Consider the following 23,721-nt stretch of genomic DNA (forward strand, 5'->3'; position numbering starts at 1 on the left):
CCGACTTAGCGGACGTCGTCGTTCTCTGGTCCCTCATCCGGAACCGAATCCGGGACGGCTTCCACCAACGCGCGCTCGGAGCGCTTGACGCTGACGCGGTCCAGGATCAGGGCCAGGACGGAGAAAAGGATTACGCCGCCGCCGGCGCAGACGATCAGGAAGAAGCCGAAGACCGTGCTGGCGTCGAAGGCGGGGTCGGCCGGACGGCCGTAAGCGATGATCGCGGCCACGATTGCGCCCACCACCGCGCCCAGAATCATGAAGGGAACGAACTTGGGTGCCCGGCGAACAGTGATTTCGCGGCGGGCGGTGTTGGGGGTGGTGTCCTCTGAAGCCATGTCTTCAAGCGTACCGTTCCGCACCCAAGTGACAGTTAATGCCAATGTCCTCGGGGAACATTGGCATTAACTGTCATCTCGGCGGGTTGGATTAGCTGCCGCGGTACGTCGAGAACGCGAACGGGCTCAGCAGCAGGGGCACGTGATAGTGCTCGCCGGCGTCGGAAACTGTGAAGTGAAGGTCCACTTCCGGGAAGAAGGTCTCGGTGCCGAGACCGTCGTAGTAAGCGCCTGTGGCGAAGTTCAGGCGGTAAGCGCCGCCGGGAATCCGCTCCGGGCCGAGGTTCTTGATGCGGCCGTCGGCGTCGGTTTCGCCCTTGCCCACCAGGGTCCAGTCGTCGCCGTCGCGGACGTAAAGCACGACGGCGACACCCGCCGCCGGGCGACCGGAACCGGTGTCCAGGATGTGTGTGGTTACTTGTGAAACGCTCATGCGTTGACTCCTTCGCTGATCAGTCCGGAAATGCGCAGCAGTGCGATCTCCCGCAGCTGGCCAGCCACGATCGTGTCTTCTTGTTCGGGGGTGTGGGTGAGGCGTTCCTGGAGTGCGGCGAGCATCTCCTGTGCGCTGCGGCCCGCGGCGCGGATCAGGAAGACCCGGCCGAACTTTTCCTCGTAGGCGCGGTTGCCCTCAGCCAAGGCCGCTGTGGTTTGGTTGTCGCCGGGGCCCACGCCGGCCTGCTCCGAACGCGACATGGCCGCTTCGGCGGTCTGGGCCTTGGGACGTTCGCCGATGCGGGGGTGGTGGGCCATGGCCGACTCCACCTCGGCCGGGGTGAACGGCTCGGCAGCGCGCTTGGCCTGGTCCAGGAGTTCGTCGACGCTGGCATAGGGGCGCGCGTCCACAATGGTTTCCACCCAGCGGCTGATGTCCAGGCAAGGGGTGAGGGTCTTGATGGCCTCGTCCCGGTCAACCGTGTTGAATACTGCAAGCTCCATGCTTGTCATCCTCGTGCAAAATGCTGGCATCCATGGTGTGGGCTATGCGGAACTCCCGCTGGCGGGAGGAAGCCTTCTGCTTTCGAGCTTCCGCATCATGGAACTGTTATTTCAGCATACGTAATTCAGTTAAGCCGAGCGGCCCGGTTGGTGTCAAGAGACTACCTCTGTGCGGTTGTCATGTCGCCGCGCCCGGACAGTCAAGTAGAGTCGATGCGCCGTGATGACCAGGGCGAGCCAAGCGATGCCAATGGCCCACGCGGCCAGCACATCCGTCAGCCAATGGTGGCCCAAATACACGCGGCTCAAGCCCATGGTGGCTGCGAAGACGGCGGCGATAAGCACAGTAATGACCCTGGACCGGGTGGTCTTCAACCTCAGGATGATCAAATAGGCCACGATTCCGGCGATCACTATTGAATTCAGGGAATGGCCGCTGGGGAAGGATGGGGAGTGCTCATAGGGTGGGATGGCGTCTGCCAGGCTGGGCCGGGTGCGGCCAAAGATCGGCTTGCCAAGGATGGTGATCAACAGTGAACCCAGTCCTGCAGCCAGGATCAGGATTACTGGTGTCCATGAGCGACGCCTGGTGGCGAGGAAAATCATGATGCCCAACGCTATCAGCGGCATGCCAACAGTGCCGCCGATGTCCGTGTAGGCAGTCACCGCAACGTCCAGTGCGGGGGACCGGAGGGTCTTGGCCGCGTCCAGGACCGGGTGGTCAAAGCTAGCCACGCCGTTCGCCTCAGTCACGGATTCGTACACTTCACCGAAGACCCAGGCCAGCGAAAGGGCAATGGCAAGGCCTGCCGCGAGCGTGATGATCAGGGCAGCGTATGGGCCCAGGCGCTTGGTAACCCATTCGGCACCGTGGGCCAAACTCCGGCCGGCGGGGGTTTTCCAACGCGTAAGGTCCTGCCCGGCGACGTAGCGGTCCTCGTATACCTCGCCACGTACGCCCTTGTCTGCGGGCTCTTGTCCTTCAGTCGTCACTTTCGACCCCTGTCGTGGCGGCTTCGATATTAGTGAGTAACCTTAGCATTTTTGGTTTGGGGGTTCCTGGGGTCTGTCATTGGGTTACTAGGCCTTACTAAAAAAGGAGAATCAGCGCGGCGACACAGGGAGAGCCCTCGTCCCTAGATTTTTCACGGACCCCGTCAGATTGTTGCTTCCCCGGACCTGCACAAGGCAGCTCACTGTTCCACCCGCGTCCCGGGAAAGTACCTCCAGTTTTGCCTCATATCGGCTGAAGGCGTCTGCGGTGTAGGTATCGGCGCGGGAACGGCAACTCCCTGCCTCTGTCCCGGGGCCTGTGTACACAACCTCCGCAGTATGGGTCTGGTCGCAGCTAACATCACGGTCCGAAAAGTGATCCCAGCATTCCCTGAGTGCAGCATGCTCCGGGAGGGACAGGCCGTTCTGGATGGTTACGGCTAACCCCGTCGGCAGAGTCACTATGCAGCCCACACCGTCAATCGCATTGGGGACAAGGTCACGGCGCAACGTATCGACGGGGGTATTGCCTCCTGCGAACTGAGTCAGCGCCTGGACGTCACAGGGGCCATCCGTGGAGATCAGCTCTGCCGAGTGGGTCCGCTCGCACGCTGCCCGGTTCAAGGACTCGTCAAGGCAGTGCCCTTGAGTTTCGCTCGGTGCGGCAGCGGAAGTTTCCCGGGCTGGCCCGGCAGTCGGGGTGTCTTGGTTTTCCGCCACAATGCTCGCTGCAGCTGAAGTCTGCGGCGAAATGTTGGCTCCGATTCCCAAGGACGGTCCGAAGAACTGAAGCACGAAGGTGGCAACTGCGACCACCAGGGCTGCAATGGTGGCTATGGCGGCCATCGTCCCCAAGTTGAGGCGCGACCCTTGGTGGTTATCGCTGCTCGGAGGACGGTCAGGCGGCTCAGGGATAGTCATGGAGGCTCTAGTCGAGCGTGACGTCAGACACTACTGCCGTGACGGCTTTCGAATCCCGGTTGGTGGCCTCGTCCAACGACAACTCGATCTTTAGTGCGTTGACACCTTTCACGGGTACCGAGATCTCTTGTACGGTGTTGAACGGGACCTTCCGGACATCCAGTTGTTTGCCGTTACCCACAACCCTGACAACCAGTATTTTGTCCGAAGACTTGGAGTCATTGGCTTGGCCGGCGTTGAAGGTCAATGTGCTGAAGTTATTAGCCAACCTCAGCTCAAGGGTGGATGTTTCTGAATACCCACTGATCGATGTGGAGATACCGCTGACGCCGGATTTATCAGCGACGTCGTAACGGTTTTCCGTCCAGCTGCTGTCAGGCTCGAAGAAGTTGGACAGTGACAACGTCGAACCCGCCTTTTCCGTGGCAACTGGGCCGGAGGAAGCCGAAGCGCTGGATGAGATGCTCGAGGTTGGCCGCGACGAAGACTGGGTTTTCGAGGGCGTAGGGCTTGAACTTGCGCTGGACGAGGGCGAAGAATTTGTAGTGCTTGGGCTCGGCGATCCCGTATTCGATTCACTTGAAATCGCCGGAGCCGGAGCCGGAGCGGCTGGTGCTGCACAAGAGGAAACTGTCATGGTGGCCGCCAGCAGAAGCGCCGCCTTTTGGCCTAAATTCCGGTATTTCAAGAGATCCCCTTTTCGTCAAGCAAGCAGCACGGAATTGTCCTTCCGCTTATTCTGGTGCCCGCGCTGTTGCGGCATTCCACGAACTAAGGCCATGATGCCATCCGCCCGGGAAAACCCTCGATATTCTGCGAATTATGTCGCCAGTGCAAATTGGTCCCGGGAGGCGCCGTCGCCTCAAACGCGGCTGCTTAGCTCGCTCCGCACAGCCCGCTGGGGCAGAATGACCTCAACCAGCTGAAGGAGTTCGCATGCACGACATTCTGACGTCCCGGTTCCTGTTCGGTCCGGGCCCGAGCAATTGCTATCCCGAAGCCATGGCTGCCTTGGCCTGGCCCGTGCTGGGGCACCTCGATCCTGTCTTCATCGAGCGGCTTGACCACACCTGCGAGGGCCTCCGCGCCGTATGGGGCACGTCGAATGCGCGCACGCTTCCGCTGAGTGCCACGGGTTCAGGCGGCATGGAAGCCGCTTTCGTGAACACCGTGTCCGACGGCGACGTGGCAGTTATCGCTGTCAACGGACTTTTTGGGGCGCGGATGTGTGAGGTCGCCCGGCGTTGCGGGGCGACGGTGGTCCGCGTGGATCACGAATGGGGCCAGCCCGTGGACGCCGACCGTGTGCTTTCCGCGCACCCTAATCCCAAGGTGATTGCCGCCGTCCACGCTGAAACGTCTGTCGGCGTGCTCTCGGACATCGCTGCCCTCGGTGCGGGAAAGGGCGACGCCCTGCTGATTACCGACGCTGTCACGTCCATCGGCGGACTGGAACTGTTGGCAGACGACTGGGGGATCGACGTCGGATATGCCGGAACCCAGAAATGTCTGGGCGTCCCGCCGGGGCTCTCACCCTTCACCGTGTCCGACCGCGCCTTTGAGCGCCGCGTCAAGGATCCGCGGACGTGGTATCTCGACATCGGGCTTCTCGGCGGGTACGTTGGCGCGGCCAGCGGTGCGCGGACCTATCACCACACTGCACCCGTCACGATGATCGCCGGGCTAGAGGCCGCGCTGGACCGCATTCTGGCCGAGGGCCTTGAGAATGTTCAAGCGCGGCACGTTGCCGCCGCCACTGCTTTGCAGGATGGCCTGCAGGAGATGGGGCTGGAGCTTTTTGCGGCCGAAGGCTCCCGATTGCCGAGCCTCACCACCGTCAAAGTGCCCGACGGCGTCAATTCGGCTGCCGTCCGTGCTTACCTTTTGCAGAACTTCAGCATGGAGATTGGCTCAGGGGTTGGGGAGTTTGCGGACACGGTGTGGCGGATCGGCATGATGGGCCCGAACGCCAACAGTGCCTCGGTAACCCTGGTGCTGGGCGCGCTGAAAGAGGCCCTTGCCAAGGCCTAGGTGCAGGAGGATCGCGCTGAAGCAGCTGTGATCTGATAGAGGGTCTGCATCTCCGGACGGTCGCTCACGTCCCGCGTGCTTGGGCGGGACGCTCGCTCACATCCCGTCGGTGAGTCGACCGGCGTCGTACGTTAAAGCCGCGCCCTCTGAGTGCCTGGACATCGTCTTTGCCAGAGACCGCAACTGTTCAACGTCAGCACCGTAAAGTCCCGGCATTACTTGTCCCCCAGGAGCAGTTCGTTTTCGTCGCAGTTCCGGGACTTAACCGGAGCTGTTATCCGCAGGTACGCGGGACTCTTGGACTCGATGGTCACTGTGGCGCCCGCACCATCGGCACTTCGTGTCACCACCCAGCCGCCGGGTACGGGGTCGGTTCCGTCGAAGGCGGGGAAGCCGTGCTTTTCCAGGATGGGATCGGAGACTGCGAAGACGTCCTTGAAGTTTTCCGACGCCTTCACAATGTCCGCGCTGCTTTTCATGGTTTGCGGATGGAGAAAGCACTGGCCGTCTTTACTCAAGCTCAACGAGGCCGCCTCCTCCGCATGCCAGGTGATGTCCGGCATTTTTTGTTCCAGCGCGGCAACGAGTTCCGCCCGCAACGCGTCGTACTTGGCGATGCTCTCAGCGACGGGGGCAGGTTCCAACGTTACGGGTGGCGGTGCGCTGGATTCGCGCGTAGGGCGGTCGGGAGTCGGGCTGCAGCCAGCCACTGCGGCCACCAACAGGCCAACAGCCAGCACCCGGACTTTTCGGTGCATGCTGCGGTTCATTGTGTCCCCAATTTCATCAAAGCGTTCGACGGCGGATCCCACCGAATGCTGTCACGCTGCGTTGCGCTTGGCGATGGGCAGAACTACCCGGCCCGGGCGGACCCGGTGGGATGTGCGCGAGGGTCCAGCCCAAGGGCGTGGGATGTGATGGAGGGTCCGGCCCAAGCACTTGGGATGTGAGAGAGGGTCAGGTTTCGCGGGTCAGGATCCAGGTGTTCGTGCCGTCCTGGCGTTCGAACGTCACCGTGGTCACCAGAGCCTCGATCAGGGCCAACCCACGCCCGGACTCGGCCTCTGCATCGGGCATCGAAGCCTGCATGTCATTGGCAAAGGGTTCGCGGGCGTTATGCGCGCTGACCCGGGCAATCAGGCGGGTTGGGCGCACGCTGATGTCGACGTCGATCTCAACGGGCTTCTCCGCCACGGGGAGCGCATGCTGGACGATATTCGCGGCTGCTTCAATGACAGCCGTCGCGAACGTCATCCGGTCCATGTCGGGCACAAAGGAAGCGTCGTCCCACAGGGAATCAAGCTCGTTGTGGATGGCCTCGATGGCTTCGTCGTTGGAAGGTCCGTGGAAGCCCCTGCGGGCAATGACCTCAGTCATCCCCGAACGCCTCTTCAGCTGACGGGTACGCGGTGAGCACGCGGTCCATGTTGGTCAGTTCCAGGACCATTTTGACCTGCGGCTGCACCGCGGCGATGCGCAGGTCGCCTCCGGCCTGGCGTGCTGCCTTGAGGCAACCGATGAGTGCGCCCAGTCCCGAGGAGTCCATGAAGTCCGTCTCGGCAAGGTTGACCACCACACGGCTGGAGCCGGCAGCGACAACTTCGGCCACCACTTCACGCAGCTTGGGCGCGGCCACCATGTTCAGCCGGCCCACGCTCTTGACCTCCGCGTAGGAGTCCTTCACCTCGTAGCTAAACTGCATCTGCATTCCTCTCCTCTTGGAGCTCCGGCCCACTTTCAGGCACAAAACCCTTGTACAAAACTGCTTTGACCAGCACGCTCAGGACCACAAGGTCGAACGCAACCCACGCTACGTTCACCAGTGTTCCCAGGGGCTCGGACATTCCGGCGAGCAGCCGGATCAGGCCAACAATCAACGCCACAGCCAGCAGTACCGCCACAATGATTTGCGGCCGGATCAGGCTCCAACTCGGCCCGCCGCTCTGGCGGGCTTTGGGGGTGACGGCGAACCCGAGGGGACGGCCGAACCAAACGTTCCGTGCCGCCGTCGTGCAGGCTTTTATCCACGTGGGGAACAGCGCGAGGCTGTATTGCTGACCACGCCAGGTGGGGATGCCATGGCCGGCCACCAGGAACAGCAACTGGTTCACCACCATGAACGGGATGAAGCGGATGAAGAAGTCGAAACTGATGCTGTTGACCGGAAGGATGCCGAGCGTCAGGTAGATGATGGGCGCCGCGAAATAGACCACGGCAGCGAAGCCGCTCAGGTAGGTCCACATAGTGGAGAAGTACATGAGTCGCTGACCCCAGGTGAGGCGGCGCTGGGTCAGCGGGTTCTCGCGGAGGAGGACCTGCATGGTGCCTTGAGCCCAGCGGAGGCGCTGGGTCAGCATGGTTTTGATGTCCTCGGGCGCCAGGCCGTTGGCCAGGATTTCGTGGTGATAGACGCTCTTCCAGCCGAGGCCGTGGAGGCGCATCGCGGTGGCCATGTCCTCGGTGACGGAAATGGTGGCCAGCGGCATGATTGGCTGGGCTTCGTCGGTGCGTTCCACGGAGATGGCGTCCAGGACGGCGTGGACGGACTCCAGCGCACCCAGTGGGGACCAGTCACGCCCGGACATACGGTCGACGGCGTCAGTCGCCACAGTGGTAACGCCCGACTCGCCGACGTGGGCGAGTTCCATCGCGGCGATCTCTTCGAGGTCGGATTGGAGCGCGGAGAAGTCGGCGGCCACGAGCGTGCGCACGGCGTCATCAACCTTGCGGCGCACCCGGTAGGTGATCTCGCTGAGGGAGGCTCCGGCTTCCAACTCGGACTGGGCGGACTCCGTCGCAGCTTCGACCTCGTTGAGCATCTGCTCCACCAAGGGGTTCCCGGCTTCAGGGGACCGGCGGGCTTTCTTGATGGCGGTCCTTGATGCCGCCAGGGCCCGTTTGATGCTCTTCTCCGTGGCCTTGACGTAGCCCACCAGGCCCAGTTGCATCAGCGCTTCCCTGCGCAGGATCGCGTTGGAGCCACAGAAGAAGGCAGCGTTCCAGCCGTCCTTGCCCTGCTGGATGGGGCCGTAGAACAGCGGTGCCTGGCTGCCCAGGGGATCGTCGGCGGGCACGTTGATGAAGTACTGGGGCGTCTGGACGAGGGCCACTTTGTCGTCGTTGAAGTAGCCCAGCGTCTTGTCCAGGATGTCCGGCTCGGGGATCTGGTCGGCGTCGAGAATCAACAGGTACTCGCCCGAGGTGACCATGAGCGCGTTGTTCAGGTTGCCGGCCTTGGCGTGCCGCGGCATGTCAGGTGTCCAGTCCGCACCGCGCGTCACGTAGCCAATCCCGTTCGACTCGGCGAGCTGGCGCATCTCCGGGCGGTCGCCGTCGTCGAGAATCCAGGTGCTGTGCGGCCAGGTGATGTCTTTGGCGGCCAAGGCGGTGGTCATCACCAGGTCCAGCGGTTCGTTGTAGGTGGTGATGAAAACGTCAACGGTGGCCGTGTCCGGGGCAGGAGGTGGCGGCTTGCGGAACTTGATGTTCCACACCGTCAGGCCGAACAGCATCACATCGATGAGGCTGTACGTCTCCGCGATCACCAGAGGTACCGCAATCCACCAGGCCTCCCAGTTGAGCGACGCCATCCAACGCCACGCCACATAATTGACGCCCAGAATTACTGTCAGGACAACGATCAACCGAGTCCAGAAACGTGTCACAAACCCCCCTTTGTGGCTTTAGTGCGTTGCGTTAGGTTTACGGCGAACGACGACGGCGGTTACGTCGTCTTCCGCTGTCGCCGCCGGCGCCAGTTCAAGAAGAGCCGCGCAGACATCGTCTGAGGTAGCGCCGTCACGCGCGGCTTTCTCGACGTTCCGCACGAAGTCTTCGAGCGAATCGTGGGCGTCGAGTACTCCGTCGCTGACGATCACCAGGGAATCGCCCGGCGCCAGGTCCAGTTCGGAGGCGGGCCAGTGCTGGCCGTCCAGGATGCCCACCGGTGGGCCGGCTGAGACGAGCCTCTGCGCTGCCCCTTCGGCCGGGATGTGGAGCGCCAGTCCGTGGCCGGCGTCGATGTAGCTGAGCTTCCCGGACGCGCTGTCCAGGCGGGCGTGGAACATCGTGGCGAACGAGCCGGACTGGTCCAGGTCCGAGGCGATGGTGAGGCTGGCCGAACCGAAGGCATCATCGATGGCCGGGGTGTCCGCCACGGAGCGCATCACGGCCCGTACGGTAGCGGCGATGAGTGCGGCGCCCATCCCTTTGCCCATGGCGTCGGCGAAGGTGAGGTGCATGCCGTCGCGCGTCTGGTACCAGTCGTAGAAGTCCCCGCCAACGCTGCGCGTCGGTCGGAAGGCCCCAGCGACGTCGTACCCTTCCAAGCGGACGGTTTCGCGCGGGAGGAGGCTCTGCTGCACCACTGCAGCGCGCTCAAGTTCGTCGCTCTGGCGTGTGTCTTCGGCGGGAGCGGCAGGTGTGCGGGCCCGGCGGAACAGCGCGCGGATGCGGGCCTGGAGTTCCTTGGGGCTGAACGGCTTGTTGATGTAGTCGTCCGCGCCGGTGTCCAGGCCATTGAGGCGGTCAATCTCGTCGGCACGGGCTGTGAGCATGAGGACATAAGCGTCCGAAAATTCACGCAGGCGGCGGCAGACTTCCATGCCGTCGATGTCCGGGAGGTTGATGTCCAGGGTCACCAGCTCGGCGTTGGTCCTCCGGACTGCCTCGACGCCGGACAGCCCGTCGGGCGCTTCGGTCACCACAAAGTCGAGCTGCTCGAGGACCAGTACGAGGAGGCCGCGGATGTCGGCGTCGTCTTCGACGACGACGGCATGGCGAGGGGACGAGGTTGAGACCATGGCTCCATTAACTAATGATGCTGGGCTTTTGTCACGTTTAGTCATGGCAAACGTAACGCCCGCTCAATTTAAGGGAGCGGGCGTTACAAGATTTGTTCAGTTGTGTGAGAGAGGGATTCGCTCAAGCGCGCGGGATGTGAGCGAGCGTTGGGCTCAAGCGCGCGGGATGTGAGCGAGCGTCAGACGCCGAGCAGTTCTTCCTTCAGCGCCTGGACGTGGCCCTGGGCGGACACCTGGTACTGGGTGAGGCGCACGATGCCTTCTCCGTCCAGCACAACGGTGGAGCGGACCAGACCTTCGACGATTTCGCCGTCGACCAGCTTCTCGCCCCACGCACCATAAGCGAGGGCCACGGCGTGGTCTTCGTCGGAGAGCAGCGGGAAGGTCAGGGCAAAATCACCCGTGAACTTGGCCAGGGCCTCGGGGCCGTCGGGGGAGATCCCGATGACCTCGTAGCCGGAGCCCTGCAGGCTGGCGAGGTTGTCGCGGAAGTCGCAAGCCTCGGTGGTGCAGCCGGGGGTGGCTGCCTTCGGGTAGAAGTACACAATGACGTTGCGTCCGCGGTAATCGGACAGCGAGACCTTGTTGCCGTCGGCGTCGAGCAGCGTGAAGTCAGGTGCTTGCGTTCCGACGATGAGTTTCTGGGTCATGGCGATCCTTTACATTCAACCGGTGTGCACCGGCGTTTGGTCATTCAAGATAAAGCGGATTCGAGATGTAGAACAGCGAACCTAGATGCTGTATTCCGCGGGTCCGCGCACTGTGGCATATGGGCCTGGCACGAACTGGTAGCCACCACCACGGACGGTGGCGACAGTGTGGCGCGCGGAGCCGAGCTTCCGCCGCACCCTTCCAACATAAACGTCAATCGAGCGAAATGCCGCCCCGGGGAGGTCAAATGACTCCAAAAAACGTTGCAATTCTTCACGACTGATGGCCCGGGAGCAGTTCACCACCAAGTAGCGCAGCAGCTTGTATTCCATGCCAGTAAAGGAAACCGGCTCACCATCAAGCAGGACTACTTCAGCGGCAAGGTCCACCGCAAGTTGGCTGCGCCGGCTCGCCAACGTTACGGGCTCGACGGCGGTGCTGCCGCCCGCGGCGGTGCGGTCACCGCCGTCGGGCTGGGCTTTGGTCCGGGCTTCGGCGAGGGCGTCGGCGAGCGTCACTGAAGCAGGGCTGGAGAGGTGGTTACCGGCGTCGGCGGCTTCCTGCGGAGTGCCGCCCCAGGAAGTGTCGCCGACGCCGGAGTGCTGTGCCCCGGTGGCGGGCCAGATGCGGACTTCCGCCTCCGGGGCAAGTTTCATGGCGCGGGCCAGCACAAGTCGTGCTGCCCGCTCCCAGACTGCGGGGTCGATCTCGTCGCCCTCGGCCGGATTGACCCAGAGCGCCAGACCGTGTGCGGTCAGGCCGGGCCGCCGGGCGGAAGACCCGCGCGACGGCGGCGGCCCGTAGGCATTGACTGCCATGGCGGTGGGCCTAAACGTTGCCGCGGCGGAGCAGCTTGCCGCCGGGGTTCTGGCCGTCGATCGGGGTGCCGCGCAGGTAGGTCTTGCGGACGACGCCGGCCAGCGGACGGCCGTCGTACGGCGTGATCGGGTTCTTGTGCTTGAGCTTGGTGACGTCCACGACGAAGGCTTCGTCCGGGGCAAAGATGGAGAAGTCGGCGTCGTAGCCCAGGGCGAGCTGGCCCTTGTTGTGCAGGCGTGCCAGGGCGGCGGGCTTCTCGGCCATCCAGGAGACCACCTGTTCCAGCGGGATTCCGCGGTGGCGGGCTTCGGTCCAGATCAGGGACAGGCCCAGCTGGAGCGAGGAAACGCCGCCCCACGCTACTGCGAAGTCACCGTTCTCCAAGTCCTTGAGATCCAGTGTGGAGGGCGAGTGGTCCGAGACGATGCAGTCGATGGTGCCGTCCTGGAGGCCCTTCCAGAGGAGCTCGCGGTTGGAGGCTTCACGGATGGGCGGGCAACACTTGTAAGCCGTGGCGCCGTCGGGGATTTCTTCGGCCATGAGCGTCAGATAGTGCGGGCAGGTCTCAACGGTGAGGTTGACGCCGTCGCGCTTTGCCGAAGCGATCATGGGCAGCGCGTCCGAGGAGGAGAGGTGCAGGATGTGGGCGCGGGCGCCGGTCCAGCGGGCGCGCTCGATGACCTCGGCGATCGCCTTGTTCTCGGCGCCGCGGGGGCGGGAGGCCAGGAAGGTTTCGTAGTGGTCTCCGCCGGGGTGCGGGGCGCGGTCGATCGCGTGGGAGTCCTCGGCGTGCACGATCATGAGGGAGTCGAAGGACTTGAGCTCAGCCATGTCCTCTTCCATCTCATCCGCATCCAGGTGCGGGAACTCGTCCACGCCGGAGTGCAGGAGGAAGCACTTGAAGCCGAAGACGCCCTCGTCGTGGAGCGGGCGGAGGTCCTTCTTGTTGCCCGGGATGGCACCGCCCCAGAATCCGACGTCCACGAACGCCTGGTCCTTGGCCACGACGCGCTTCTGCTCCAGGCCGTCCACGCTGGTGGTGGGCGGGATGCTGTTCAGCGGCATGTCGATGATGGTGGTCACGCCACCGGCGGCAGCGGCACGGGTGGCGGAGGCGAAGCCTTCCCACTCGGTGCGGCCGGGCTCGTTGACGTGGACGTGGGTGTCCACCAGGCCTGGGATGAGGGTTTCGTCGTCTGCGAGTTCGATGACCTCGTTGCCCGTCAGGCCGTTGCCCAGGGGTTCGATGGCGACGATGATGCCGTCGCGGATGCCAACTTCGCGTGCTGCGAGGCCGGCAGTGGTCAGGATGCGCTGGCCCCGGATAACGAGGTCATAGGCGCCGATTGCTTCAGACATTGAGGTACTCCTTGTTGTCGAGGTTGCCGGTCCGTTCCGCCAGGTACACGCCTATGTGCTTCCCTAATTGTTCAAGCAACGGTCCTGCTTCAGCGATACATTTTTGGACATCTTTTTCCAGGTCGGTCAGGGCGTGGACCGTGTGGAAGCCGGCATCCGTAAGTTGTTCCCGGCTCAGGGTACTCCGGCCGCAGACTGCGATCACGGGAACCCCTTGGCGGGCCGCCGCTCGCGCGACGCCCATGGGCGTCTTGCCGAGCAGGCTTTGCTCGTCCAGGCTTCCTTCTCCGGTGATCACCAGGTCCGCGCCCTTCAGCCTTTGTTCGAGCTCAGTGAATTCAAGTACGACGTCGATGCCCGGCCGGCGCTCTGCCTTCAGTGCCGCTATGGCAATGTAGCCAACGCCGCCTGCTGCTCCTGCGCCTTCTGCCTTGGCTGCGTACTTGGCGTGTTGGCCGGTAGCTGCAGCGAGCACGTCGACGAAGTGGCTTGCTGCGGCATCCAGTTCGGTGACGTCGTCCGGCGTCGCGCCCTTTTGCGGACCGAAGATGGCTGGGGCTCCGCTGGCCCCCAAAAGGGGATTGTCGACGTCGGACGCCAACACGAACTCTGTTGCCTCGACGCGGACGTCGAAGTTGGAGAAGTCGATGGTTTCCAGCTCGGTGAGGGCAGCGCCGCCGCCGGGGAGCTCGTTGCCGTCCTTGTCCAGGAACACGGCGCCGAGGCCCTGGAGGACTCCCGCTCCGGCGTCGGTGTTGGCGCTGCCGCCGACACCGAGGATGATCTTGCGGCAACCGAGGTCCAGTGCGGCGCGGATGAGTTCGCCCGTGCCGATGCTGGTTGCGGTTTTCGCGGTTTCACTGGTGGGGCCTTCCGGCAGGAGGGCGAGACCGGAAGCCGCCGCCATCTCAATGACAGCTTCCTGGTCCCTGACTGCGAAGTCCGCCTTCACTGGCTCGCCGAGCGGGCCGGTAACGGTGGTGGTCCGGCGGGTGAAGCCGGAGCCGATGGCTGCGTCGATGGTTCCTTCGCCGCCGTCGGCCACCGGAATGCGTGTTGCCTCTATGCCTTGGCCGAACCCCGCCTGCAGTCCTGTTGCCAGGTGCTCGGCGACCTCGGGCGCGGACAGCGAGCCCTTGAATTTGTCCGGGGCGATGACAACACGCATTCCGGTGCCTCCTTACTGTGTTGTGCCTGCTGGCGAATTACGCTTTTGTCAGGATCGCGGTGGGTGCGTCCGCCGCGGTTTCTGCCAGCTCTTCGAACTCGTTCACGCCGTTGATCTCAACGCCCATGGAGATGTTGGTGATCTTTTCCAGGATCACTTCAACAACCACGGGAACCTTGAACTCGCCCATCAGTGCCTTGGCCTTGTCGAAGGCGGCGGGCAGGTCGTTCGGGTTCTCAACGCGGATGGCCTTGCAGCCCAGGCCTTCGGCAACCTTGATGTGGTCAACGCCGTAGCCGTTTGTTTCCGGGGAGTTGATGTTCTCGAACGCCAGGGAAACGTTCTGCTCCATGTTGAAGCCGCGCTGGCTCTGACGGATCAGGCCCAAGTAGCTGTTGTTCACCACAACGTGGATGTACGGCAGGTTGAACTGTGCGCCCACGGCCAGTTCTTCGATCATGAACTGGAAGTCGTAGTCACCGGACAGGGCAACAACGGTGGCGTCCGGGGTTCCACGAACAACGCCGAGGGCAGCCGGAGCGGTCCAACCCAGCGGGCCGGCCTGGCCGGCGTTGATCCACTTGCGGGCACCGAACACGTGCAGCATCTGGGCGCCGGCGATCTGCGAGAGACCAATGGTGGACACGTAGGTGGTGTCGCGGCCGAAGGCCTTGTTCATCTCCTGGTACACGCGCTGCGGCTTGATGGGCACGTTGTCGAAGTTGGTCTTGCGGTGCAGGGAGCCCTTGCGCTCCTGGCACTCGGCAACCCAGCCCGAGTAGTCCGGCAGGGTCTTGGCTGCCTGGCGCTCGCGTGCCAGCTCCAACAGGCCGTCCAGCGCCGCACCGGCGTCGGACGCGATGCCCAAGTCCGGCGAGAAAACGCGACCGATCTGCGTCGGCTCAATGTCGATGTGAACGAACTTGCGGCCGGCCGTGTAGGTGTCCAGGCCGCCGGTGTGGCGGTTGGCCCAACGGTTGCCGATGCCGATCACGAAGTCACTCTGCAGGAACGTCTCGTTGCCGTAGCGGTGCGAGGTCTGCAGGCCAACCATGCCAGCCATCAGCTGGTGGTCGTCCGGGATGGCGCCCCAGCCCATCAGGGTGGGGATAACCGGAACGTTCAGGATCTCGGCCAGCTCAACCAGCTGGGCCGAAGCACCGGCGTTGATGATGCCGCCACCGGCAACGATCAGCGGGTGCTTGGCTGCGGTCAGCAGGTCCAGTGCCTTTTCGAGCTGCTTGCGGGAAGCCTTGGGCTTCTCGATGGGAAGGGGCTCGTAAGCGTCGATGTCGAACTCGATCTCGGCCATCTGAACATCGATGGGCAAGTCCAGCAGAACCGGGCCCGGACGACCCGAACGCATCAGCTGGAAAGCCTTCTGGAAAGCGCCCGGAACCTGGCCCGGCTCCAGGATAGTCATGGCGAACTTGGTCAACGGCTTGGCGATGGACTCGATGTCCACAGCCTGGAAGTCTTCCTTGTGCAGCTTGGCAACGGGTGCCTGGCCGGTGATGCAGAGCATGGGGATTGAATCCGCCTGCGCTGCGTAGAGGCCGGTGATCATGTCCGTGCCTGCGGGGCCCGAGGTGCCGATGCAGATGCCGATGTTGCCATCAGCTGCGCGGCTGTAGCCGTCGGCCATGTGGCTGGCGCCTTCAACGTGGCGGGCCAGCGTGTGGCGGATGCCGCCGTGGGCACGCATTGCTGAATAGAAGGGGTTGATCGCTGCGCCTGGCAGGCCGAACGCCTCGGTGGCGCCTTCCTTTTCCAGGATGGCTACTGCCGCATCAACTGTGCGCATCTTTGCCATGGTGTACTCCTTGAAGTCTGTTTTTGGGTGTGCTGAAGCGAGTTTTTGTACACCTAACGCCCTTAAGAAGGGGTTTTCCGGGCGTTAGGTGTACAAAAACTCTTGGCTCGTGGGGCTTTTGGGCTTACTTCCGGCCGCTGAGCTGGAGGACCTGCTTGAAGAGGCCCGAGTGGTCGAGGCCGCCGTCGCCCTGGTTGACGGTTGCGGCGACGAGCTGGGCGACGACGGCGCCGAGCGGGACAGCGACGTTGGCTTCGCGGGCTGCGGAGGTGACGATGCCGAGGTCCTTGTGGTGGAGGGCCAGGCGGAAGCCGGGGTCGAAGTTGCGGTCGAGCATCTTCTGACCCTTCTGGTCGAGGACCTTGGAGCCGGCCAAGCCGCCGCCGAGGACCTTCAGTGCTGCGTCGGTGTCTACGCCGTACGCCTCGAGGAAGGCGATGGCCTCGCCGAGGACCTGGATGTTGACGGCTACGATCAGCTGGTTGGCTGCCTTGACGGTCTGGCCGGAGCCGGACGGGCCGACGTGGACGATGGTCTTGCCCACTGCGTTGAGGACATCCTGTGCTGCCTCGAAGTCTGCAGCCTCGCCGCCGACCATGATGGAGAGGACGGCGTCGATTGCGCCCTGTTCGCCGCCGGATACGGGGGCGTCGAGCGGGCGGATGCCGGCTTCGACGGCTTCTTCGGAGAGGCGCTTGGCGACGTCCGGGCGGATGCTGGAAGCGTCGATCCAGATGGTGCCCTTCTTCGCGTTGGCGAAGACGCCGTCCTTGCCGCTGACTACACCCTCAACGTCGGGGGAGTCCGGGACCATGGTGATGACGACGTCGGCGTCCTTGACTGCGTCAGCGATGCTCGTGGCACCCTGGCCGCCTTCGGAGACGAGCTTGTCGATCTTGTCCTGGCTGCGGTTGAAACCGGTGACCGTGTGGCCTGCCTTGACGAGGTTGATGGCCATGGGGAGGCCCATGATTCCGAGGCCGATGACTGCAACGTTGCTCATTGTGGTTCTCTTTCTGGGGAAGTCTGTGTGTTTTAACTCAGGTGTGCTTACCCAACTAGGGGACAGTAAGCGTCGCTACGAACGCTCAGTGGAGCGTTTGCTGTCCCCTAGTTGGGCTCGCGGTGCTTAGTTGGCGTTGGCGCGCTGACGGATGGCCCAGCTGAAGGCCGTCTCCTGCGGTTCCTTGTACTCGAGGCCGATGTAGCCGTCGTAGCCGAGTTCGCGGCTGCGGGCGATCCATTCGCCGAGGGGGAGCGTGCCGGTTCCGGGAGCGCCGCGGCCGGGGTTGTCGGCGATCTGGATGTGGCCGAAGTCCTTGGCGTGGTTCTCGATGACGGATTCGACGTCGTCGCCGTTGACTGCCAGGTGGTAGAAGTCGGCGAGGAGCTTGATGTTCTGTGCGCCGGATTCTGCCTTGACGCGGGCGATGACCTTGAGTGCGTCTTCGGCGGTGAGGAGCGGGTACTTGGGTGCGCCGCTCACCGGCTCGAGGAGAACAGTTCCGCCAATACGTGCGACGCCGGCAGCTGCCGCGGCGAGGTTCTTGGCGGCGAGTTCGTCCTGCTCTTCAGGGGTGAACTCGTCCTGGCGGTTGCCGTAGAGGGCGTTGAAGGCCTTGCAGCCCAGGCGCTCACCGATGCCGGCTACGACGTCGATGTTGTCCTTGAACTCGGAGCAACGTCCCTTCCAGGACACCAGGCCGCGGTCGCCGCCAGGCATGTTGCCTGCGTTGAAGTTCAAGCCCGTGAGCTGAACGCCGGCGTCCTTAATGGCGTTCTCGAACTCGGTTACTTGTGCGTCGGTGGGGACGGAGGTCTCGAAGGGCCACCAGAACTCGACGGCGTCAAAACCGGCTGCCTTCGCGGCGGCGGGGCGCTCGAGCAAGGGCAGCTCCGTCAGGAGGATGGAGCAGTTCACTGTGTACGTCATCGTAGGTCCTTCCGAGGAGGGGCTTTGATCTATCTTCCCTGTGCTTCGTCTCGGCCTTGGTGCTTGGCTTTATTTTCCGCTTTGTGGAATTTAGATTCTGCTTTATGAAAAGTTTAGGGAAGGTGGGGGTGTGAGTCAAGGGGGTGGGGGTTTGGGATACCAAGCGGAGGTTCCCGGCCCGCCAAAGGCCGAGAAATTACTCACTGCAGTCAGCGTTGAAGCTGTTACGCCGCGGCTGTGGAACCGGCAGCACATCGATAAGAGGGGGGAAACGGAGAGGATAATGGAAAGCTGCCGAGCCTCGAAGTCCACGGAAGGTTGACGTCTTCATTCAGCCGTACGGATTCACGGAGGTTCACCCGATATATGCGTTGTTATCGGCGCTTTGGGTACGACTGCAAGAGCGACTGGGGAATAGCATTTCGGCGAGCACAGTCGGAAGACGGGACTCCCTGTCGATCTCTTCGAGGCGGCGACCGTACCAATGCCATGGCTCTAGAGCTTGAGGGCCTCCCCCTGCTCCGGGCGCAGTCTGGGCCACGGCTTGTCCGGAAGTGCCGAAAAAATGTCGCGCGGCTGGATCAGCTGAGCACCCTTGCCGGTTTGATCTTCCTAAAATCAAGCGGCATCTCATGTTCCTTCCATTACGAAGCGGCGCACATGCAACCGGCCTTCCGGCCCAACAATAGTCAGAGGTACTCTATGCCTGGCTCAAGGGACGCCTCTCAAGCAGGCCCGGGTCCAGGCTCTCGGACGGTGGGAGCAGTAGGCAGATCGGTCCTATTGGCACTTCGTCTGGGCGTAGAACGGCCCCGCTGCTGGACGCGCTGTCCGGAGCAGTTACTAGACCGCGCAAAGTTGCATGCACTGTCAGGAGTTCCTGCGCGTGGGAACACGGCGACACTGCCGTAATCGCGCATCCGGCGGCCCCTCCTCGGACTGAGTCTACGGCGCTGAATGGACCGTGAAAATGCCACAAGTTAACGAGCTGAGTCAGAGCCTACCTCATGGGCGCCCATGAGGTTTTGATCCCCTCGGCGTGGCCGTAAGAGTGCTGAGCCTCTAAGACCGAGTAGCAACCCGGAGGGCCCGCGCATCCGGCCTCGCATGTCTGAGCGGTCGTCCTTCGTCCGCCGATGGGCATACTAATCTAATTGAGTCGACAGGCGGCCAGAGCATGGACTACTTTGATTAATTTTGATGCTATGGTAGTCCAGTGATCGACATAAACCCCGTAAACATAGCGATGTAGGGGATAATCTGATGGACTTGATTTCGATTCAATCGGACCAAGTGGTCCAATTGGCTCAGGATGCAATGGCTTCCCAGAGCCCGCGTTCCACCAAAACGGTAAGAATCCTTGCTCGAAGCCTCCGTGATCAGCACCCTGAGACCGCTCGTGAACTTACCCGGCTCTTGAAAGCTGGGCCGGCGCGTTCCTCAATGGCCGTTGAGACCCCCCTTGATCTGGACTCGCGTATGCCTCTGATCCGGGTGGAGGATCCCACCCGACCCGACCGGAAGCTTGTTCTGTCAGATTCGCCCCAGGAATTGTTGGATCAACTTATTGCCGAGAGAGCCCAGCCGAACCTTCTCCTCGAGGCAGGGCTTGCTCCCAGTAGTACGGCACTTTTTGTTGGCCCGCCTGGCGTCGGAAAGACGACGGCTGCGCGTTTCGTTGCACAGGGGCTGGGTTTGCCTTTGCTCATCTTGGATCTCTCCAGCGTCATCAGCAGCTTTCTTGGTAAAACCGGATCCAACATCCGCAGAGTTTTTGACTATGCACGCAGCCGGCCTTCGGTCTTGTTACTCGATGAATTTGACGCCGTTGCGAAGAGTCGAGGTGATACCACAGAGGTAGGCGAGCTCAAGCGACTCGTTACAGTCCTCCTGCAGGAAATGGACGACTGGCCAGAGAACTCCCTGCTCCTTGCCGCCACCAATCACGAGGAATCCTTAGATCCTGCCGTGTGGCGCCGATTCGACGTCGTCGTGGAATTTTCTCTTCCCACTCGATCGGAGATATCCGAGTTCCTAGCGGACGAGCCCCTTACAGACGGAGTTTCACTGCAGATGAGGGAACTACTGGCGTCCGTGTACGTGGGCCGGTCCTTCAGTCGGCTGTCTACGGATCTTGCAAGGGCCCGGCGTCGTTCAGCACTTGTTGGCGACAGCATTGATGATGCTGTTCTGCACTTAGTTGCCGGCATGGCAGCAGCGCTTGATATCGAAGAACGCAAGAACCTAGCCCTGTCTATGCAGTCCTCCGGGCTCTACTCCCAACGATTTATCGCCCACGTTCTCGGCATGAGTCGAGACACAATCCGCCGTGTCTCCCAAGGAGTCAGTAAATGAGTACACCCAGCCGCTTCTTCCTTGGCAGGGGAGAAAATCTCATCACGGGCGTTTCCCCTTCCAGCGGACCGGTAACCAAGGACTACCCCTACGGCTTCGAGGAGGCCTGTTCGAGATTGTCGGATATGGTCGATGGGGCGGTGGCCGAGTTCGAGTCCCTGCCCGCCTTGGCAAAACCTGCGGGACAGGTTGTGGGTCAGTTGACGATTCACCCGCGAGGCCTGGCCAGGTCATACCACCCGGGGGATCTATTGCGTGATTTTGGGCTTCGGCAGATCGGTAGTCGCCGCATCGATATGGTTCCGGAGAAGGACACCGTTACCGAAGGCGACGTTATGGAGTCAGCTGAACTTTTTGTCGCAGGAGCCCTGGATGATTTCAAGCGGCTGAGCAGCTCGCTGGCAAGTCATCTCCCTGGGATCAAGGACGACCGTCGCAACCTAGTACGGCTGTTGGAGTCTTTTACTGCGCCAAATCCCGCGACGCGAGCAGTGCTGGAAGGGTGCGGTCAGGTTCCGGACGACCACGCATTTGAGACGGTACTGCATCTCTCCAGGGGATCATTCGAGAGAGCTGTCGCACAGGGATTCAATTCTTTCGCCCAAGCGCTTGGAGTGGAGATCCCTGACCGAAAGTCCTTTCAGGTCGGAGGGCTGAAATTTGTCCCCATCATGGCTACAAGGGATGAAGTCCAAGAGCTTGCAAAATTTGCTTTCCTGCGGGCGGTCAGACCTATGCCGCGCCTTCGGAGCGTCGGTACCTTGTCGAGGTCGAATCCGTTGCCGACTGCCCCACCCTCTCCATTGCCTCTGCCTTCTCCCCGCGCTAAGGGGCTAAGGGTTGCTGTGTTTGACGGTGGGTTGGAGGACGGGACTGTTCTGGCACCTTACGCGACCTCCCATGAAGTGGAAGGTATCGGGCCAGCTGAGACTGAGCTCGTGTCACACGGATTTGACGTGACTTCAGCTCTTCTTTTTGGTTCTCTCGAACCGGGGAAAGCACCATCGGCCCCTGAGTTCCACGCAGATCATTACCGCGTGCTGGATACAGACAGCAAAGATGACCCCTTCGAGCTTTATGACGTCCTAGCCAGGGTCCAGTCGGTGCTCGAAGAAAAGAATCCAAGCTTTGTGAATCTGAGCTTGGGTCCTGCTCTTCCCGCTGACGACCACGAAGTACATGCTTGGACTGCCGTTCTGGACGAGTACGCAGCGCATTCTGGTGCCCTAATTACGGTTGCAGCCGGGAACACTGGAACAAAGGTCTGGCCCGAATCGAGAGTTCAAGTACCCGGTGACGCGGTCAACATGCTCTGCGTAGGTGCAGCTGATACCCGCAAGGGGGGGTGGGCTGCAGCACCTTACAGCTCCTTTGGGCCAGGTCGCCGACCGGGGGTCATTAAGCCTGATTTGTTGGCTTTCGGCGGAACCCCGACTGAGCCCTTTATCGTCTACGACCGCATTGGTGGCGGACATGTCGCGGCGACGGCAGGGACGTCCTTCGCTTCGCCCCTCATGCTCAAGACGGCTGCGACAATTCGGTCCAAGTTCGGACCCTACGTTGGGCCGCTGGCCGCGAAGGCCCTCCTTATTAACAGTTCGGAGCCGGGCAACGAACGTAATATCGCTGGATGGGGGCGCGCTGCTGAAGACATTGACGCTATTACTGTCTGCGGAGATGGCATGGTACGCGTCCTTTATCAAGGAGAGCTGAAGCCTTCGAAGACGGTACGTGCCCGAATACCACTGCCCCATCACGAGCTCCAGGGAAACGTTACGATAACCGCAACTGTTTGCTATTTGTCGCCTACCGATCCAGAAGATCCCACGAGTTACACCCGAGCAGGAATAGACGTGACCTTCCGTCCTGACGTCACCAAGAATCCCAAGGGCAAGAAGCACCCGGAAACAGCGTCGTTTTTCCGCAACAGTGACTACGACTCGGAGGCCGACCTTCGTAAGGCGGCCTACAAGTGGGAGACCGTGATGCACTCGTCCGTCACGAAAAGGGGGCGCAGCCTTATCCAGCCCTGCTTCGATATCCATTACATAGCACGAGAAGGAGGAGGAAAAGCTGCTGCTGCAACCCCCATCCCATATGCCATGGTCATCACTGTGACTTCCGCGCGGACAAGTGATCTCTACGAACGCGTAGTGCGCGAATACCAAGGAGTGCTGGCCGAAGTTCAACCTCTGGTCCAGATCCAGTTGCAGGTTGAGGAATAGGGCGATCGGTACCCGCCCGTGCTCCCGGGAGCTTTGACCCAGACACCCGGGTTGGAAGGGTGCTTACCCCCGGCACTGGGCCCAAAGGGGAGACTGCAGGTTCTCTTTTTCGATTCGTAAGCAAGTATGAACCGCAGAAACCCCACCGGGTGGGGCAGCAGAAGCCAGCGCTAGTGGTGTGCCATAGGTTAGGGCTCCTCCTAAAAGAGGGTGCGATCCCGGTAAGGTATATGAGATGGAAGCGTTCAAGGGGTGCCGTTGACAGTGTTAAATGACCATCTGGTGAGTGCATTGAAGACAAAAAAGTTGCTCCCATTCATTGGAGCGGGGTTTTCGTCTGCCGCTGGCCTGCCCGGATGGCTAGGATTACTTGAAGAAATTTATTCTCGGATGGAAGATCCCAACCCGTCATTTGATGCGGTCAGATCTTCGTGCAACAGTGATCCTCTTCGTATAGCCGAGTACATGTTTCTTCTCGCAGGTGAACAAATCGGTCCATTAAGGCACCTAATGACTAAACAGCTCACCCCATCGCAGGAGTTTTTTTCATCGGCTCATATTGAGCTTTCCAACTTGGCCCTCCCGGTAGTTTATACAACAAATTTTGATGAACTAATCGAAGAGACATATCATCAGCTAAATATCCCATACACCAAAATGTCAACCACGCGAGACCTAGCCTTAGACCGCTCAGACCGCCGCAGGGTTATGAAATTCCACGGTGACATGCAGCATGACTCATCCTTGGTCTTGACGGAAAAAAGCTTTTTTGACCGACTCGATTTCAGCAGTCCTCTCGATATTCGCTTGCGGAGTGATCTCTTGGGCAAGAGCATTCTTTTCTTGGGGTACGGATTCGGTGACGTGAACATACGTGTTCTTTGGCACAGATTGGGTCATCTAATGTCCGATGTGCCGGCCGATGAGCGGCCTCATTCCTTTATCGTTCGTCTGGATGCTGATCCTGTGCTGGAGAAACTTGACCGGTCAGTGGGCCTGACGACTATTGCATTGGATCCCCAGGCGCGCGATAAAACATCAGAGGAAAAAACGATTCTCCTTGAGCGATTTATGCTCCAACTTTCGTTGGAGGGTCAGGCTGAAGATGTAACGACTCCGGACCCCGTATGTTCTCCTCGACTTTTAGCTGAAGCCGCTGAAATACTCAGGCGGAAAGAAGTCCAGCCACTCCTCCCTGGCGAGGCCCAGTTACTAGAAGCAGCGTCGACGCGGTCGCTTTCCGAGCAGGTTCGGAAAAGCGCCGATGATCTACTTGACGCATATTCGAAGGCAACGCTCTATGGCGATGCTGAAGAATTTCGGAAGCGCTACGTTTTGAACTTCAATCTAAGTTTTTCCACAGAGGAGTAGGCC

21 protein-coding genes are annotated in these 23,721 nt (G+C 61.5%); 4 read left to right on the forward strand and 17 right to left on the reverse strand.

Going from position 1 to position 23,721, the window contains the following annotated elements; genetic code table 11:
- Positions 1–5 precede the first annotated feature (5 nt).
- The 5 genes from AB0N72_RS18090 to AB0N72_RS18110 form a co-directional block, all read right to left on the reverse strand.
- Complete coding sequence (locus AB0N72_RS18090) at positions 6–338, reverse strand: hypothetical protein (protein ID WP_363933677.1); 333 nt, start codon at positions 336–338, stop codon at positions 6–8.
- 91 nt (positions 339–429) lie between these two features.
- Positions 430–771: a hydroxyisourate hydrolase gene (uraH, locus tag AB0N72_RS18095; protein WP_363933678.1), complete on the reverse strand. Its 342-nt coding sequence runs from the start codon at positions 769–771 to the stop codon at positions 430–432.
- Positions 768–1,277 carry a 2-oxo-4-hydroxy-4-carboxy-5-ureidoimidazoline decarboxylase gene (gene uraD / locus AB0N72_RS18100; RefSeq protein WP_363933679.1) on the reverse strand — a complete coding sequence of 170 codons (510 nt, stop codon included), beginning with the start codon at positions 1,275–1,277 and terminating at the stop codon, positions 768–770. Before uraD ends, uraH begins: the two co-directional genes overlap by 4 nt.
- Positions 1,278–1,430: 153 nt before the next feature.
- Positions 1,431–2,270, reverse strand: a complete 840-nt coding sequence (locus AB0N72_RS18105) for a phosphatase PAP2 family protein (RefSeq protein WP_363933681.1) — start codon at positions 2,268–2,270, stop codon at positions 1,431–1,433.
- A gap of 928 nt (positions 2,271–3,198) precedes the next feature.
- A complete protein-coding gene (locus tag AB0N72_RS18110) occupies positions 3,199–3,594 on the reverse strand; it encodes a hypothetical protein (RefSeq protein ID WP_363933683.1) in 396 nt (131 codons plus the stop codon).
- Between the two features lie 533 nt (positions 3,595–4,127).
- Here AB0N72_RS18110 and AB0N72_RS18115 point away from each other — a divergent pair.
- Positions 4,128–5,222, forward strand: a complete 1,095-nt coding sequence (locus AB0N72_RS18115; protein WP_363933684.1) for an alanine--glyoxylate aminotransferase family protein — start codon at positions 4,128–4,130, stop codon at positions 5,220–5,222.
- 215 nt (positions 5,223–5,437) lie between these two features.
- On the opposite strand, the gene AB0N72_RS18120 is transcribed toward AB0N72_RS18115, so the two are convergent.
- From AB0N72_RS18120 to AB0N72_RS18175, 12 genes are all read right to left on the reverse strand, one after another.
- Positions 5,438–5,980: a hypothetical protein gene (locus tag AB0N72_RS18120; protein WP_363933686.1), complete on the reverse strand. Its 543-nt coding sequence runs from the start codon at positions 5,978–5,980 to the stop codon at positions 5,438–5,440.
- Positions 5,981–6,179: 199 nt separating this feature from the next.
- A complete protein-coding gene (locus AB0N72_RS18125) occupies positions 6,180–6,599 on the reverse strand; it encodes an ATP-binding protein (RefSeq protein ID WP_363933688.1) in 420 nt (139 codons plus the stop codon).
- Complete coding sequence (locus AB0N72_RS18130) at positions 6,592–6,924, reverse strand: STAS domain-containing protein (RefSeq protein WP_363933850.1); 333 nt, start codon at positions 6,922–6,924, stop codon at positions 6,592–6,594. Before AB0N72_RS18130 ends, AB0N72_RS18125 begins: the two co-directional genes overlap by 8 nt.
- Positions 6,914–8,887 carry a glycosyltransferase family 2 protein gene (locus AB0N72_RS18135; protein ID WP_363933690.1) on the reverse strand — a complete coding sequence of 658 codons (1,974 nt, stop codon included), beginning with the start codon at positions 8,885–8,887 and terminating at the stop codon, positions 6,914–6,916. Before AB0N72_RS18135 ends, AB0N72_RS18130 begins: the two co-directional genes overlap by 11 nt.
- An 18-nt stretch (positions 8,888–8,905) precedes the next feature.
- A complete protein-coding gene (locus tag AB0N72_RS18140) occupies positions 8,906–10,024 on the reverse strand; it encodes a SpoIIE family protein phosphatase (RefSeq protein WP_363933691.1) in 1,119 nt (372 codons plus the stop codon).
- Between the two features lie 179 nt (positions 10,025–10,203).
- Entirely contained in the window at positions 10,204–10,674 is a 471-nt protein-coding gene (gene bcp / locus AB0N72_RS18145) for a thioredoxin-dependent thiol peroxidase (protein ID WP_363933693.1), read from the reverse strand.
- A gap of 81 nt (positions 10,675–10,755) precedes the next feature.
- Entirely contained in the window at positions 10,756–11,493 is a 738-nt protein-coding gene (locus AB0N72_RS18150) for a winged helix-turn-helix domain-containing protein (protein ID WP_363933695.1), read from the reverse strand.
- Between the two features lie 10 nt (positions 11,494–11,503).
- Positions 11,504–12,853 (reverse strand): allantoinase AllB, encoded by a 1,350-nt coding sequence (gene allB / locus AB0N72_RS18155; protein WP_223946961.1) that lies wholly within the window; start codon positions 12,851–12,853, stop codon positions 11,504–11,506.
- Positions 12,846–14,021 (reverse strand): glycerate kinase, encoded by a 1,176-nt coding sequence (locus tag AB0N72_RS18160; protein ID WP_363933697.1) that lies wholly within the window; start codon positions 14,019–14,021, stop codon positions 12,846–12,848. The genes allB and AB0N72_RS18160 overlap by 8 nt, the downstream gene beginning before the upstream one ends.
- Before the next feature lie 37 nt (positions 14,022–14,058).
- Positions 14,059–15,834 carry a glyoxylate carboligase gene (gcl, locus tag AB0N72_RS18165; RefSeq protein WP_363933699.1) on the reverse strand — a complete coding sequence of 592 codons (1,776 nt, stop codon included), beginning with the start codon at positions 15,832–15,834 and terminating at the stop codon, positions 14,059–14,061.
- A gap of 124 nt (positions 15,835–15,958) precedes the next feature.
- A complete protein-coding gene (locus tag AB0N72_RS18170; protein WP_363933852.1) occupies positions 15,959–16,903 on the reverse strand; it encodes a 2-hydroxy-3-oxopropionate reductase in 945 nt (314 codons plus the stop codon).
- Positions 16,904–16,963: 60 nt separating this feature from the next.
- The gene (locus tag AB0N72_RS18175) at positions 16,964–17,767 is read right to left on the reverse strand and encodes a TIM barrel protein (RefSeq protein WP_363933701.1); all 804 of its coding nucleotides are present in this window, start codon (positions 17,765–17,767) and stop codon (positions 16,964–16,966) included.
- Positions 17,768–19,210: 1,443 nt separating this feature from the next.
- Here AB0N72_RS18175 and AB0N72_RS18180 point away from each other — a divergent pair.
- From AB0N72_RS18180 to AB0N72_RS18190, 3 genes are all read left to right on the forward strand, one after another.
- Positions 19,211–20,122: an ATP-binding protein gene (locus AB0N72_RS18180; protein ID WP_363933702.1), complete on the forward strand. Its 912-nt coding sequence runs from the start codon at positions 19,211–19,213 to the stop codon at positions 20,120–20,122.
- Positions 20,119–22,347 carry a S8 family peptidase gene (locus tag AB0N72_RS18185; RefSeq protein WP_363933704.1) on the forward strand — a complete coding sequence of 743 codons (2,229 nt, stop codon included), beginning with the start codon at positions 20,119–20,121 and terminating at the stop codon, positions 22,345–22,347. Before AB0N72_RS18180 ends, AB0N72_RS18185 begins: the two co-directional genes overlap by 4 nt.
- 282 nt (positions 22,348–22,629) lie before the next feature.
- The gene (locus AB0N72_RS18190; protein WP_363933706.1) at positions 22,630–23,718 is read left to right on the forward strand and encodes an SIR2 family protein; all 1,089 of its coding nucleotides are present in this window, start codon (positions 22,630–22,632) and stop codon (positions 23,716–23,718) included.
- The last annotated feature ends 3 nt before the right edge of the window (positions 23,719–23,721 follow it).

It is taken from the genome of Paenarthrobacter sp. NPDC089307, from assembly GCF_040685055.1.
GTDB lineage: Bacteria > Actinomycetota > Actinomycetes > Actinomycetales > Micrococcaceae > Arthrobacter.